Source organism: Scytonema hankhaensis NUACC26, from assembly GCF_045865695.1.
GTDB lineage: Bacteria > Cyanobacteriota > Cyanobacteriia > Cyanobacteriales > Nostocaceae > Scytonema.
On record NZ_BAACAP010000143.1, the window covers coordinates 1 to 12,905 of the forward strand.

Consider the following 12,905-nt stretch of genomic DNA (forward strand, 5'->3'; position numbering starts at 1 on the left):
TTCATTGTATTACCTCACACACCTTTTATAGTATAAACATACTGTGTGTTTGTAACTCAAGTAGGATTGCTATAGTTAATTAGTGTTGTAAATTAATATTATACTCATCAAAAAATTCGTTTCAACATACACTATCACTATTAATCCTAATAAGCCTGGGTAGTTCCATCTTCTATTAGCTGTAACAAACCAACTTCTGCCATTTCTTTTGAGGCTGGAGGTATTTGTGATTTCCAATGATAAGCTAAATCGCGTAACTAGGCTTCTATCAAAGTTGTTAGGTAAAGAGTAAATATCTATTTTTTACTGAATTCTGGTTCGTAATGATTTAACACTTCAGCTGTATTAAGGCAAATATTTGATTCTATAAAATTTTTACCATCCCACTTAAAAATTATAATATTTTCCACGTCAACAAGCATGGCAAAGGGAATCAAAATTTTAGCAGCTTGCAAGTAATTAATTAGCCGTCCAATAGCATACTCCTGTACTTTTTTTTCTTTAAAGTTGAATGGAAAACCTTTGACTTCTCCAACGAGAACAACTTGCTCATCTTTGTCTAAGGCAACGAAATCAGGATGGTCTACATCTTCTATATTTATAGTTTCCATTGAGTAATTCCGCCTTTTCGCGAGTTTTACTTTTATTTGAGTCAAATGGAAAACCTTTTATATCACCTATGAGAACAACTTGTTCGTCTTTGTCTAAGACGATTAAATCGGGATGCTCTATATCTTCAACATTTGTATCTTGTATAGCTCTTAATTCCCACCAAGTTATAGCTTATTTACTACTATTAATCATTAATTTGTATCCTATTTAATTCGTGTTTTCAATTAGCATTGTGGACTTCTTCAGTGTAACGTACTCTTTTATTACAATTTGTTAAGACGGGAGGCGGAGCCTCTAGTAAGGCATTCCCAGGCGGAGCCTGGGAACGAGGGATGAGAGATAAGGAATGAGGGATGAGGGAACCCCTAACCCCTTGTTAGTAAAACGACAGCGTAAGCACAAATCCCTTCTTCTCTCCCTACCGGACCTAATTTTTCATTGGTTGTTGCTTTGACGCCAACTCGATCGGGTTCGATTTGTAAAACACTGGCTATTTTTGAGCGTATTGTTTCAATATGTGGTTTCAATTTTGGGCGTTCTGCTACGACGACTGAATCAATGTTGCTGACAAGCCAACCGCGATCGCAAATCAGTTGATTGACTTGACTCAATAGCACCAAACTATCTGCTCCCGCCCATTGGCGATCGGTGGGCGGAAAATAATGCCCAATATCCCCTAAAGAAAGCGCCCCTAGCATGGCGTCCATAATCGCGTGTGTTAAAACATCAGCATCACTGTGTCCTAACAAACCTAGGGTATGGGGAATATTAACTCCGCCCAAAATGAGGGGGCGATCGCTCACCAATCGGTGAATGTCGTAACCATTACCAATACGAATGTTCATAGTTAGGGATTGGGATTGAGGATTTGTCATTGGTCATTGGTCACTGGTCACTGGTTACTGGTCACTGGTCACTGGTCACTGTTCTTTTCTTCCCAATTCTTAAACAAATCGGGACGGCGCTGACGGGTTCTAGAAATTTGTTGTTCGTACCGCCACTTAGCAATGGCGGCGTGATTGCCTGAGAGAAGGACTTCGGGGACTTTCCATCCGCGAAAGGAGGCGGGGCGAGTATACTGAGGATAGTCCAATAAACCCTCTTCAAAACTCTCTACTTTGAGAGATTCTGCTTTGCCAACGGTTCCAGGTATCAGACGTATGACACCGTTAATTAAAACCATTGCTGGCAGTTCGCCGCCTGTAAGAATAAAATCGCCTAAGGACACTTCACGGTCAACCAGATGCAGGACTCGCTCATCAACTCCTTCATAATGCCCGCAGATGATGACCAACTGGTTGTAGTCGGTTGCGAGTTCTCGCAACAGGGGTTGATCGATGGTTTGACCTTGAGGACTCATCAAAATAACTTCTCGTTTGGGTAAAGTCGGTAACGATTCTACGGCGGTAAAGATGGGTTCTGGTTTCATCAGCATTCCAACACCGCCACCGTAGGGTTCATCATCGACTTTCCGGTGTTTATCGGTGGTAAAGTCTCTTGGGTTAATTAGATTGACTTGGGCAATCTGTTTTGCGAGGGCTTTGCCGATCAACCCGGAGGTGAGAACAGAAGTAAAACAGTCAGGAAATAGCGTAACTATATCAAAGCGCACAGTATTTCGTATTGGAGGACACTATTCTAAAGTTGGGATATCTGTACTACATAGAAGTTGATGTTTTGTATTACACATACAAGTCACATCAAGAGTATCTAAAAGTACGGGAAAACTCACAGTTTCCGTGGCAATACAAGTTTTTCTAACTACTTAATTTATGTTTAAATATTGTCACATCTACATTTAAATTATTTAACTAACCGAGTTAACAACTTCCAGGATGCATCAAGCCAGTCTCAGAAAAAAGTGTCTCGTGACCTACTTTTCCCCCTTTATTAGGGGTGTAGAGGGGTGCTGGAACGGGAATGTGGGGGTCGAGAAAGCGGTTGTTTTTTTTCATAACCAAATTCAATGGCTTCAAATTCAGGCGAATGGGGTACAGGTGGTGCTTAAATCACTTATTATCCCCTACACTCTCCCACTTTCATACGCCAACACTCATCAGGTGAAAAATCAGGTGCTGACTTCTTCGGAATGGCTAAGACACTATAAAACTGAGTCATGTTGTGCATAAAGCACTGTCCTCTTTAGGAGGCGAGGCGCAAAATCATAAAGGCGAACGACCTTGTTTTATTCACCTGAAGTTGTTGACAGGAGAAACACAATGCCGCAACTTAAAGCTAAACCGCTGGAAATGAGGACACCCCAAGCAACAAAAACCGCCGTTCTGGTTATAGGAGGCGCAGAAGACAAAGTTCATGGACGTGAAATTTTGCGGACTTTTGTCAATCGCTCTGGCGCTAGTAACGCCTATATTACAATTATTCCCTCGGCCTCTCGCGAGCCGAGCATTATTGGTGGCAGGTATATCCGAATTTTTGAAGAAATGGGTGCTCAGAAGGTCGAAATTTTGGACATTCGAGAAAGGGATCAGTGTGAAGACCCCTACATCCAAGCATCTTTGGAAGCCTGCTCTGGGGTATTTTTGACGGGAGGAGACCAATTGCGTCTCTGTGGTGTGTTAGCAGATACGCCAGTGATGGATATTATCCGACAGCGAGTCAGATCCGGACAGCTCACCTTAGCAGGCACTAGTGCGGGGGCGGCTGTAATGGGTCATCATATGATAGCAGGAGGTGGTAGCGGCGAATCCCCAAATCGTTCTCTTGTTGATATGGCCACTGGCTTGGGTTTTATCCCAGAAGTGATTGTGGATCAACACTTCCACAATCGCAATCGCATGGTACGTCTGATGAGCGCTGTCGCATCTCATCCCGATCGCCTGGGCATTGGTATCGATGAAGACACCTGTGCCATGTTTGAACGAGATGGTTGGTTGCAAGTTTTGGGTAAAGGAAGCGTGACAGTTGTTGACCCAACCGAAGTCACTCACACGAACGAACCTCATATTGGAGCAACCGATCCGTTAAATTTACACAATCTTCGGCTGCACCTTCTCAGTCATGGCGATCGCTATCACCTTTACCAGCGTACCGTTTTACCTGCGGTTTACCGCATCTCCAGCTGACGGAAAACAGTAGCTGGGGTTACACTGGGTTGACCGCTCCTTGTCAATTTTTAACCAGAAAATTGGAGATAATACGATCTAAGTAGAAAAAACTGTTCACCACGAACAGTTAAGCGGTCAATTCCAGTAAGAAACTAGTAATTTGGTTCCGAATCTCCATCTACCTATTTCCCATGAGAATCCTCAAGATCCAGACCTTACGCGGCCCCAACTATTGGAGCATTCGACGCCACAAGTTAATTGTCATGCGCCTCGATTTAGAAAACCTTGCCGAGACGCCAACAAACGAAATTCCTGGCTTTTACGAAGGATTAGTTGAGGCTTTGCCAAGTCTGGAAGGTCACTTCTGTTCTCCGGGCTGTCGTGGTGGTTTCTTAATGCGCGTGCGAGAAGGCACTATGATGGGTCATGTTGTAGAACACGTAGCCCTAGAACTGCAAGATTTGGCTGGAATGAACACGGGGTTTGGGCGGACTCGTGAAACGACATCCGCACCCGGAGTTTACCAGGTGGTGTTCGAGTATCTAAATGAGGAAGCAGGACGCTATGCAGGCAGAGCAGCAGTACGGCTGTGCCAAAGCATTGTCGATAGGGGTCGTTATCCAAAAGCTGAATTAGAGCAAGATGTACAAGACCTGAAAGACTTATGGCGCGATGCAGCCCTCGGACCCTCTACAGAAGCGCTGATTCAAGAAGCGGAAAAAAGAGGTATTCCTTGGATGCAGCTTGGCGCACGCTTTTTGATTCAGCTGGGCTACGGCGTGCATCAAAAGCGGATGCAGGCAACAATGACAGATAACACTGGCATACTCGGAGTCGAACTGGCTTGTGATAAAGAAGCAACCAAACGTATTCTGGGTAATTCAGGAGTTCCCGTACCTCGCGGTACTGTCATTAATTTCTTAGACGATTTAGAAGAAGCCATACAATATGTTGGCGGCTATCCCATTGTCATCAAACCCTTAGATGGCAACCACGGGCGCGGTATCAGTATTAACATTACTTCTTGGGAAGAAGCAGAAGCCGCATATGATTCTGCTAGACAAATTTCCCGCTCGATTATCGTCGAACGATATTACGTTGGACGGGATCATCGCGTCTTAGTAGTTAACGGCAAAGTCGTCGCCGTTGCCGAACGAGTTCCTGCTCATGTCGTTGGTGATGGCAGAGCGACTATTTTTGAATTGATTGAGGAAACGAACAAAGACCCAAATCGCGGTGATGGTCATGATAACGTCCTCACCAAAATTGAACTCGACCGTACCAGCTATCAGTTACTGGAAAAACAAGGTTATACCTTAAACACTGTATTGCCTAAAAGTGAAGTATGCTACTTAAAGGCAACAGCAAACTTAAGTACAGGGGGAATCGCTGTAGACCGTACCGACGAAATCCATCCAGAAAACGTCTGGTTGGCACAAAGGATTGTGAAGATTATCGGTTTGGATGTTGCGGGAATAGATATTGTTACACAAGATATTAGCCGCCCCTTGCGAGAAGTGGATGGCGTGATTGTGGAAGTTAACGCCGCACCTGGTTTCCGGATGCACGTTGCTCCAAGTCAGGGTATCCCCCGCAATGTTGCAGGAGCAGTTATGGATATGCTGTTCCCGAACGACAAATCAAGCCGCATCCCTATTTTGTCAGTAACGGGTACCAATGGCAAAACCACAACCACCCGTTTGTTAGCACATATTTTTAAACAAACTGGTAAAGTCATTGGTTATACAACTACAGATGGTACTTATATTGGGGATTATTTAGTAGAGGCAGGTGACAACACTGGACCGCAAAGCGCTCAACTGATTCTTAGCGACCCTACTGTGGAAGTGGCAGTGCTAGAAACAGCTCGTGGCGGTATTTTGAGATCTGGAATTGCTTTTGAAGCTGCTAATGTGGGGATTGTATTAAATGTTGCTGCCGATCACTTGGGAATAGGCGACATCGATACATTAGACCAGTTGGCGCATCTTAAGAGTATAGTTGCTGAAGCTGTGTACCCCGACGGTTACAGCGTACTCAATGCTGATGACCCACGAGTCGCTGAAATGGCAGAGAGAACGAAAGCTAATGTTGCCTTCTTTACCATGAAACCGGATTCGGAGTTGGTTAAGAAGCACATTCAAAAGGGAGGTGTTGCCGCAGTTTACGAAAATGGCTATATTTCTATTTTGAAAGGTGATTGGACGCACCGAATTGAACGGGCGGAAAATATACCCCTGACAATGGGCGGACGTGCGCCGTTTATGATAGCCAATGCTCTAGCAGCAACTCTGGCAGCATTCGTGCAAAATGTTTCCATAGAGCAAATTCGTGCGGGCTTGAATTCTTTCCGCGCTTCGGTTAGTCAAACACCAGGACGGATGAATTTATTCAATTTGGGGAATTACCACGCTTTGGTAGATTATGCCCATAACCCGGCTTCTTACGAGGCTTTAGGTGCTTTTGTTCGTAACTGGACTAGTGGCGATCGCATTGGAGTTGTTGGAGGACCCGGCGATCGACGCGATGAGGATTTTGTAATGTTAGGCAAACTTGCTGCAGAAATCTTCAACTACATCATTGTTAAAGAAGATGATGACACGCGGGGACGCCAACGAGGTTCGGCTGCCGATCTCATTGTTCGAGGCATTAAAGAATCTAGTCCCAATTCCAAATACGAAGTGATTCTGGGCGAAACAGAAGCGATTAATAAGGCGCTTGATACTGCTCCCGATAACAGTTTGGTTGTCATCCTACCAGAAAGCGTCAGTCGTGCTATCCGGTTAATTAAAGCACGTGGAGTTGTGAAAGAGGAGATAGCTCAACAAAACACCAACTCTTCTACTGTTGACTCTCAAATCGGCGTACAATCCTCGGTAGTTAACACACGTTTGTAGTCAAGTGTCATTTGTCAAGTGTCAAGTGTCATTTGTCCTTTGTTAAATAGTTTTCACTAATGACTAATGACTAATGACCAATGACAATTGACTACTGTTTTTCTTCAGGGCGATCGTTATCTTCACTCGGTTTGTTCAGTTCTTCCTTAAAGCCTCGAAGAGTTTTTCCTAGTGCGCTTCCCAACTCTGGAATTTTTTTCGGTCCGAAAATGACAATAGCCACCAAACCAATAATTGCGATTTCTGGCCATCCCAATCCAAACATAAGCCTCTCCTGTCATCCGTCACTCTCATTATAGGTAGAATGTGGAACGGGCAGAGCCGCCTATTCCATAAGAAGAAATAATTTATTTTTTTAGTTTCTCAAGAATAAATTTCAAAATCTTCAAAATTTTTTATACTTGAAGGTACAGCAATTACCACACTAGTAATTTGTCGATTCATCTTGGTGACATAGCATATCCCAACAGCACTATTTCTTTTTAGGAGGGAGAGAATTGCGCCCTTTTGAGTTGTCTGGGTAAAGTTGTTGTCGTCCGTTGCGAAGAATTCGTAACATTTCTTGAAGTTGCTGCTCGATATTTTCCAGAACGTTATCAGCGTACTCATCAGCGCCTTGTTCGATCGCTTCAGCTTCTGCAACTGCAGCCCGTCGCATTTCCTCAATTTCTTGCTGACAAACACGTCGTTTGCGATCGATTTCCTCAAGCGTCTCTTGCATCATCGCCTCACACTCTTGTTGCACTTGTTGCCGCAGTTGTTGAGCTTCTCGTTCTGCTTGCCTCAAGATGTCACTCTCATCCAAAATTTGCGCTCTTTTGGCTTGAGCAGCATCAACAATTTGTTGTCCGTATTCTTCTGCCTGTAGGAGGATTTCTTCCTTTTCTTGGAGGACTCCAGCTGCTTCTTGAAAAGCTTCAGGCAAAGAAAGCCTAATGAAATCCACTCGATCGAGCAACTTGTCTTCATCCACCAACGTGAATCGCGTCAGGGGAATATTGAAACCTGCAAGAATCATTTCCTCAAGGCGGTTAAATTCCTGCTGAAGATCTACGTTTCCTGTTGGCGTAGCGTCTCCGCTGTAGGAGATTCCATTGGGATACTCTTCAGAGAGGGGATCGCTTCCATTACGATCTGGTTCGATATCTGATTGTTTTGGGCGTAGCATTGGTAAATATCAAGAGCAACGTGCGAGGGAACAAGATGATTTATAGAGCCGCCAAACTTAGCAATCTCTTTTACAACACTACTACTTAAAAAACTATACTCGTTGGATGTTGCTAGAAAAACTGTCTCTATTTGATGAGATAGAGTTTTATTAGTATGAGCCATTTGAAGCTCTACCTCAAAATCGGAAATGGCTCGTAAACCCCGAAGCAGGACTTGCGCTTCCCGCATTTGGGCATATTTGACGGTAAGACCATCAAAAGCATCTACTTCGACGTTAGTTAAATGTTGTGTTGCAAGACGAATCTGTTCCAAGCGTTTTTGGACGGTGAATAAAGGCGTTTTGTTGGGATTCCGCAATACAGCTACAACAACCCGTTCAAACAACCGACAACCGCGTTGGATAATGTCAAGGTGTCCTAGAGTCACAGGGTCGAAGCTTCCGGGATAGATGGCAATCACGATGACAGCTGCCTCAACGTTGATGAGGTGATTATATCTGACATATTTTGAATTTTGAATTTTTAATTGCTTATGTAGGTCAAGGAACCCGTAGCAACTTAAAATCTACGCTGTAGGTTGCCCAGCAGTTTTCTATGCTTGTATTTTCAATTAACTATAAAATCAAAAAGCATTTCTGTTTTGAGGGGTTCAATAAACGCACTTTTCAACCCACACTTTTATTCTCTTGCCTTTTATGTACTTTTGTATGATACCGGACTTTTTCGCTTTACCCTTGGCATTTCAATTTACTTCACCAGGACCCATTCTAGTGAAGATAGGACCATTGGTTATCCGTTGGTATGGCTTTCTGATTGCCTCAGCCGTTTTGATTGGCGTTAGCCTTTCTCAGTACCTCGCAAAGCGCCGCGATGTAAACCCTGACTTACTCAGTGATTTATCAATCTGGTTGGTACTTGGGGCTATTCCTACAGCAAGATTATACTACGTCTTGTTCGAGTGGTCGGAGTACGCCCAACATCCAGAACGCATTATTGCCATTTGGCAAGGGGGTATTGCCATTCATGGAGCAATCATTGGTGGCGTTATAGCAGCATTAATCTTTGCCAAACTCAAGCGAGTTTCTTTTTGGCAACTAGCAGATTTAGTTGCTCCTTCATTGATTCTTGGTCAAGCAATTGGACGCTGGGGAAATTTCTTTAACTCAGAGGCTTTTGGCGATCCTACTAATTTACCTTGGAAACTCTACATTCCACCAGAGCGCCGTCCTCCAGAACTAGCCGAATTTAAATACTTTCATCCTACTTTCTTATATGAATCTTTATGGGATTTAGCCGTATTCGCTTTACTGATAACGTTGTTTTTTCGGAGTTTATCAGGCAAACCTCCTCTAAAAATCGGTACGCTATCTTTGGTTTATTTAGCAGGATATAGCTTGGGGCGTCTTTGGATAGAAGGTCTTCGGACTGATAGTTTAATGTTCGGACCCTTGCGAATAGCACAAATCGTCAGTCTACTTGGAATTATTTTCGGGCTTGCTGGCTTAGCTTGGCTTTATATAGCTAAACGGCGTCTACCAGATGTCAGTGACCAGTGACCAGTGACCAGTGACCAGTGACCAGTGACCAGTGACCAGTGACCAATCGCCAATCCCTAAAATAAAAAATGCCCCAGAGTGTTCTCTAGGGCTTAACCAGGGTGCATCTACCAATACATTCTTCTAAGCTAAGAGGGTACATCCGGAAAGCTACGGAAAAATGCCAAGATTTTTTGAAGATGCTTTATGGCGTGCTTGTTTATGCGTGAATTCACTATTCTTTTAGGCAATGACAAAAAACTTATGCCCGTAGAACCAGCAGTATATATTATCGGTGCGGGTCCCGGAGATCCTGAATTACTTACGGTTAAAGCACAAAAATTGCTTGCATCTGCTGATGTAATTTTATTTGCTGATTCTTTAGTCCCGTCCGAGATACTACAGCTTTGCCGAGATGATGCTGAGATTGTTCGCACTGCAAACAAAACTTTAGAGGAAATTTTACCAATTATGGTAGAACGGGTGCGATCGCAAAAATCTGTCGTGCGTCTTCATTCAGGCGATCCCAGTCTCTACAGCGCGATCCACGAACAAATGAACCTTTTGGCAGAAGCAAATATTCCTTTTGAAGTTATACCGGGGATCAGCGCTTTTCAAGCTGCAGCCGCTAAACTCAAGTTAGAACTGACCGTTCCCGGTTTAGTTCAAACAATTATACTGACACGTATCAGTGGACGTACAGAAGTACCTGCGACAGAAGAGCTTGCAACCCTCGCCGCCCATCAAGCTAGCCTTTGCCTGTACTTAAGTGCGCGTCATGTTGAAGAAGCCCAAGCCAAGTTGCTGGAACACTATTCAGTAGAAACACCCGTGGCAATTTGTTATCGTTTGGGATGGTCTGATGAGAGAATTTTAGTTGTACCCCTCAATCAGATGGCAGAGTGTACTCATCAAGAAAAACTAATCCGCACGACTCTCTACGTCATCAGTCCTGCATTGTCACAAACAACAGGACGTTCCCGTTTGTATCACCCCGAACACAGCCATTTATTTCGACATTGATGGGAATTGAGCAGTGTTAAAAGTCATTTATTGCCCAATCCCCAATCCCTAATCCCCAATCTACCTATGCCACTTATCAAAGTCCAAACTTCTGTATCAACTCCTACAAAAGCTGAAATTGAAAAACTACTCAAAAATTTATCAGCAAAGTTAGCTAAACACACAGGCAAACCAGAATCTTATGTCATGACAGCTTTTGAAACCGAAATTCCTATGACATTTGGTGGTACAACAGACCCTGTATGTTACATAGAAATCAAGAATATAGGAACAATGCTGCCACAACAAACTAAGGAAATGAGCCAAGATTTTTGTCAAGAAATTAATCAAGTATTAGGCGTACCGCAAAATCGAATATATATAGAATTTGCTGACGCTAGAGCTACAATGTGGGGCTGGAACAGTTCAACCTTTGGTTAAAAGACTTCCAAGAAATAAATCTAGAGTGTCAGTTTTATTTGGAGAAACTCCAAAAACCCGGAAAGGAAGTAGCCTTACTACAAGAAAAAATTGGACATTTTTCAATTGAAAATTCCTAATGATAGGAATTTTCAATTGAAGGGTAAACAATCGTTTTCTATCCCAAATCTAAAATCAAAAATTCAAAATCTAAAATTTTATCAATTCTTCCAGACTTCTGCCATAAACTCTGACATCTGTACAGCAATATCTCGAACTCCATCAAGAATCCAACTCTTAACCTGTTGCTTATCTTCCAAACCCGTATAGTACTGAAGAGCTTGGTTAGCAGATTGTATTCCGGCATCAAAATGCTCAGCTTCTGCAACAATATGGCGGCTGAACCAGTAGTCAGCCGGAATCACTTTGCCATCAATCTCCACGTTTGTCTCTTGTAAATATCTTGTTATCTCAGGACGCTTTGTGCAGAAAAACTCTTTTAAAACACGGTTTTCATCCTCTCCCAAAACTTCAGTTCCTAAATGAAAGCCAATGGCACGGAAGAGATGTGCTTCATCCACAACCATGTTAATACCGCCACTACGATGAACCTTATGGATAGCATCATTGGTAGGTTTGTGTTCATGTATGAGTTTGCTAAGAGCTAACATATCATAGTCATAAAATTGTGCCATACCTTTGAGCGTTGCTAGAGCTAAAGCTCGATGTGTATGCGGTTCAGGCGCTTCGCGATCGCCAAACTCATCAATTGCACCAAAAAACATACCTGCTCCTATTTCAACACTTCGATCGGCAAACACTCCTAGTTCATTAGAAGTGTTGAACAAATCTTTGCGAATAGCAATATATCCAGCCAAACAAGTTTGACAAGGTGCAAAAGCGGAGGAGTATTGGAAAAAACGACCCATGAGTCGTAGAAGAGCTTCGCCGCTTGTAGCTTCTTCAAGGAGTTGTTTAAAAGTCAGCGATGTATATTCTTCAGCAATAGTTTTACAAATTTCATTTCTTTCAATACTGATAGTTGTTGTGGGTTGATTCAGCGTGTTAATCATGGTGCTTAAACTCCTTTTATTGACAAAAAACTACGGATTTACTATTAGATGGTCTTAAGCTTTTGTAACAGATACAGACAAGACACCTGTTTCAGCCCTAAAACTATCTATTGTTTCAACCGTGACGTCTTTCTTAAACACTTCTTCTAAGCAACTCAACGCTTTGTATCGGATGTGGCGATTGATAAATTGCAAGCTTAAAATATCTAAAGAAAGATACCTAGCTCCAGCAACAATTCGCACGCACTGTGGTGAACCGCACATACAGACAAAAGGTTTATTCATCTCCCACTCCGTGCTGGGATAGAAAAAGCTGAGTTCCTCATGAGGTTCAATGTTTCGTGCTGCAACACATTCCAAAGTTGTAGTATTTATAATCAGATTTGGATGGCATGAGTGATTGAGTTTATTAAGTACTGACTCTTCAATGTGTGTTTCCAAATCAATTTGGATACTTGTATAAGTAGGTTGGTTAACTCTTTTATACTTTGTTATTCTGTAGAAGACTTCACCTTTCCTAACTGCTGAGGTCGCAATTAGCCCAGTTCCTTTAGCAGTGGTATTGACGTTAATTTTTGCCATGATGTGCTTGTTCTCTTGTTCTTTTGTTCATTAGAAGTTCTGCATTAACTTAATAAATTAAGCTAATGCAGAACTCATAGAAATTGGACTGTCACTTGACAGTATCCAGTCAATTTCTGCTAACTGTTGTGAATCAACAATTGCAAAATTGCTTCAAACAAACTCTATTAGGCTGCAATCAAAAATCTTGATGACTCAGTGTTATCCGAACCAAGTAAAATTACAGTTCCATAGTGAATATAAAGAGAATCTAAAATACAAAATTGGTAATGTCAATAGTAGTTCAACGTATTTTAGTCTTGAGTCAAAATAGTCATAAATACTGTATAAAATAGAAAAAATTATAAAATTAAGATAAAATCTATGTAATTTTACGGATAAACTCGAACGTACACTTCTCTACAAGTATTACTTGGTTAAATTTTCATAAAAACACGTAACATTACTGAGAAACTTGTTAGATTTAGCTATAAAGCATATTTGTCAGCATTTTTACTGCTTGAAAATGTTTAACGATAAGAAAAAGTCATATTTTCAGCATTTTTACGGT

14 protein-coding genes are annotated in these 12,905 nt (G+C 42.3%); 5 read left to right on the forward strand and 9 right to left on the reverse strand.

All coding sequences use genetic code 11. The features are described 5' to 3' along the window. Positions 1–296: 296 nt before the first annotated feature. The 4 genes from ACKTT2_RS09510 to ACKTT2_RS09525 all read right to left on the reverse strand — a co-directional run bounded on the left by ACKTT2_RS09510 (position 297) and on the right by ACKTT2_RS09525 (position 2,567). A complete protein-coding gene (locus tag ACKTT2_RS09510) occupies positions 297–611 on the reverse strand; it encodes a hypothetical protein (RefSeq protein WP_407886037.1) in 315 nt (104 codons plus the stop codon). A 366-nt stretch (positions 612–977) separates the two neighbouring features. Continuing rightward, entirely contained in the window at positions 978–1,457 is a 480-nt protein-coding gene (gene ispF / locus ACKTT2_RS09515; protein WP_407886093.1) for a 2-C-methyl-D-erythritol 2,4-cyclodiphosphate synthase, read from the reverse strand. A 68-nt stretch (positions 1,458–1,525) separates the two neighbouring features. Next, positions 1,526–2,224 (reverse strand): tRNA (guanosine(37)-N1)-methyltransferase TrmD, encoded by a 699-nt coding sequence (gene trmD, locus ACKTT2_RS09520; RefSeq protein WP_407886039.1) that lies wholly within the window; start codon positions 2,222–2,224, stop codon positions 1,526–1,528. A gap of 208 nt (positions 2,225–2,432) precedes the next feature. After that, on the reverse strand, positions 2,433–2,567 hold the full coding sequence (locus tag ACKTT2_RS09525) for a hypothetical protein (RefSeq protein ID WP_407886041.1): 135 nt from the start codon (positions 2,565–2,567) through the stop codon (positions 2,433–2,435). Between the two features lie 264 nt (positions 2,568–2,831). Here ACKTT2_RS09525 and ACKTT2_RS09530 point away from each other — a divergent pair, with 264 nt between their 5' ends. Together ACKTT2_RS09530 and cphA are read left to right on the forward strand one after the other, a co-directional pair. Continuing rightward, a complete protein-coding gene (locus tag ACKTT2_RS09530) occupies positions 2,832–3,695 on the forward strand; it encodes a cyanophycinase (RefSeq protein WP_407886043.1) in 864 nt (287 codons plus the stop codon). A 173-nt stretch (positions 3,696–3,868) separates the two neighbouring features. Continuing rightward, positions 3,869–6,574 (forward strand): cyanophycin synthetase, encoded by a 2,706-nt coding sequence (gene cphA / locus ACKTT2_RS09535; protein ID WP_407886045.1) that lies wholly within the window; start codon positions 3,869–3,871, stop codon positions 6,572–6,574. A 91-nt stretch (positions 6,575–6,665) separates the two neighbouring features. Here the strand turns inward: cphA and ACKTT2_RS09540 are convergent, their stop codons facing one another. The 3 genes from ACKTT2_RS09540 to coaD all read right to left on the reverse strand — a co-directional run bounded on the left by ACKTT2_RS09540 (position 6,666) and on the right by coaD (position 8,203). Further along, on the reverse strand, positions 6,666–6,839 hold the full coding sequence (locus ACKTT2_RS09540; protein WP_407886047.1) for a Sec-independent protein translocase subunit TatA/TatB: 174 nt from the start codon (positions 6,837–6,839) through the stop codon (positions 6,666–6,668). Positions 6,840–7,046: 207 nt separating this feature from the next. Continuing rightward, positions 7,047–7,742 (reverse strand): ATP synthase subunit B family protein, encoded by a 696-nt coding sequence (locus ACKTT2_RS09545; protein WP_407886049.1) that lies wholly within the window; start codon positions 7,740–7,742, stop codon positions 7,047–7,049. Beyond that, entirely contained in the window at positions 7,625–8,203 is a 579-nt protein-coding gene (gene coaD / locus ACKTT2_RS09550; protein ID WP_407886051.1) for a pantetheine-phosphate adenylyltransferase, read from the reverse strand. Before coaD ends, ACKTT2_RS09545 begins: the two co-directional genes overlap by 118 nt. A 247-nt stretch (positions 8,204–8,450) precedes the next feature. Between coaD and lgt the strand changes: the two genes are divergently transcribed. From lgt to ACKTT2_RS09565, 3 genes are all read left to right on the forward strand, one after another. Beyond that, the gene (gene lgt / locus ACKTT2_RS09555) at positions 8,451–9,299 is read left to right on the forward strand and encodes a prolipoprotein diacylglyceryl transferase (protein WP_407886053.1); all 849 of its coding nucleotides are present in this window, start codon (positions 8,451–8,453) and stop codon (positions 9,297–9,299) included. 201 nt (positions 9,300–9,500) lie between these two features. Next, complete coding sequence (cobM, locus tag ACKTT2_RS09560; RefSeq protein ID WP_407886055.1) at positions 9,501–10,301, forward strand: precorrin-4 C(11)-methyltransferase; 801 nt, start codon at positions 9,501–9,503, stop codon at positions 10,299–10,301. Between the two features lie 66 nt (positions 10,302–10,367). Beyond that, positions 10,368–10,721, forward strand: coding sequence for a phenylpyruvate tautomerase MIF-related protein (locus ACKTT2_RS09565; protein WP_407886057.1), 354 nt, complete (start codon positions 10,368–10,370; stop codon positions 10,719–10,721). A 200-nt stretch (positions 10,722–10,921) separates the two neighbouring features. Here ACKTT2_RS09565 and ACKTT2_RS09570 read toward each other — a convergent pair whose 3' ends face one another. Both ACKTT2_RS09570 and ACKTT2_RS09575 read right to left on the reverse strand, forming a co-directional pair. Beyond that, positions 10,922–11,773 carry a hypothetical protein gene (locus ACKTT2_RS09570; protein ID WP_407886059.1) on the reverse strand — a complete coding sequence of 284 codons (852 nt, stop codon included), beginning with the start codon at positions 11,771–11,773 and terminating at the stop codon, positions 10,922–10,924. Positions 11,774–11,827: 54 nt separating this feature from the next. Then, positions 11,828–12,355 (reverse strand): SET domain-containing protein-lysine N-methyltransferase, encoded by a 528-nt coding sequence (locus ACKTT2_RS09575; RefSeq protein WP_407886061.1) that lies wholly within the window; start codon positions 12,353–12,355, stop codon positions 11,828–11,830. Positions 12,356–12,905 lie beyond the last annotated feature (550 nt).

Excerpts from the sequence above, each read along its gene's own strand:
- ACKTT2_RS09510 (WP_407886037.1), bottom strand. The coding sequence starts at position 611 with ATGGAAACTATAAATATAGAAGATGTAGACCATCCTGATTTCGTTGCC.
- ispF (WP_407886093.1), bottom strand. The coding sequence starts at position 1,457 with ATGAACATTCGTATTGGTAATGGTTACGACATTCACCGATTGGTGAGC.
- ACKTT2_RS09525 (WP_407886041.1), bottom strand. The coding sequence starts at position 2,567 with ATGAAAAAAAACAACCGCTTTCTCGACCCCCACATTCCCGTTCCAGCA.
- ACKTT2_RS09530 (WP_407886043.1), top strand. The coding sequence starts at position 2,832 with ATGCCGCAACTTAAAGCTAAACCGCTGGAAATGAGGACACCCCAAGCA.
- cphA (WP_407886045.1), top strand. The coding sequence starts at position 3,869 with ATGAGAATCCTCAAGATCCAGACCTTACGCGGCCCCAACTATTGGAGC.
- ACKTT2_RS09540 (WP_407886047.1), bottom strand. The coding sequence starts at position 6,839 with ATGTTTGGATTGGGATGGCCAGAAATCGCAATTATTGGTTTGGTGGCT.
- ACKTT2_RS09545 (WP_407886049.1), bottom strand. The coding sequence starts at position 7,742 with ATGCTACGCCCAAAACAATCAGATATCGAACCAGATCGTAATGGAAGC.
- lgt (WP_407886053.1), top strand. The coding sequence starts at position 8,451 with ATGATACCGGACTTTTTCGCTTTACCCTTGGCATTTCAATTTACTTCA.
- cobM (WP_407886055.1), top strand. The coding sequence starts at position 9,501 with ATGCGTGAATTCACTATTCTTTTAGGCAATGACAAAAAACTTATGCCC.
- ACKTT2_RS09565 (WP_407886057.1), top strand. The coding sequence starts at position 10,368 with ATGCCACTTATCAAAGTCCAAACTTCTGTATCAACTCCTACAAAAGCT.
- ACKTT2_RS09570 (WP_407886059.1), bottom strand. The coding sequence starts at position 11,773 with ATGATTAACACGCTGAATCAACCCACAACAACTATCAGTATTGAAAGA.
- ACKTT2_RS09575 (WP_407886061.1), bottom strand. The coding sequence starts at position 12,355 with ATGGCAAAAATTAACGTCAATACCACTGCTAAAGGAACTGGGCTAATT.